1 protein-coding gene is annotated in these 573 nt (G+C 40.5%); it reads left to right on the top strand.

Annotated features, from left to right (window positions below; all coding sequences use genetic code 11):
• Positions 1–573, top strand: a 573-nt coding sequence (locus tag PSI23_RS21885; protein ID WP_273557030.1) for a hypothetical protein, incomplete at both ends; no start/stop codon positions are given.

The following is a 573-nucleotide window of genomic DNA, read 5'->3' as shown; positions in this document are numbered from 1 at the left end:
CTGATTTTACATCACTGGCAGACGGCGGCGAATTATCCCGTGAAACATGGGATGATTTTGTTAAGCGCCTCGAGTATCAACATAAAGGTGCAGGTGTTGATCGGCATGGCGCTGCACATCCGTCATTTACAGTCAGAGAACGAGTTAGGGTAACCGGCTCTGAGGATGATGAAGTGGGGATGTGGTGCGATGGCGAGGAATTTTACAATGTGGATGACGCATTTAATTCACTAGATGATGAAATACAGAAAAACATACTCAGAAATGTAGCAACGGATTATGATGCAGAAAATGATATAGATTGGTCATATTTCCCCGAGGAAACAGATTATGAGAAGGCTGAATATATAGCATCAATAGTTGAATGCTCATATATTTTCTATTGGAAATACGACTACAAAACAGTAAATACACATTTAACCCGTGAAGCTGCGGAACGGTTTATTCAGCGCAAGCAACATGACCACGGGAAATTATCTGTTTATGTCGAGTCATTTTATTGGTGCTGGGAAATGCGCACACTAATTGATGGGATATTGACGGGTAAAATTAAATATATAGGTGATGATAATG

The sequence above is a fragment of the Xenorhabdus yunnanensis genome (assembly GCF_028598805.1).
Taxonomy (GTDB): domain Bacteria; phylum Pseudomonadota; class Gammaproteobacteria; order Enterobacterales; family Enterobacteriaceae; genus Xenorhabdus; species Xenorhabdus yunnanensis.
This window is presented reverse-complemented; position numbering and strand designations above follow the sequence as displayed.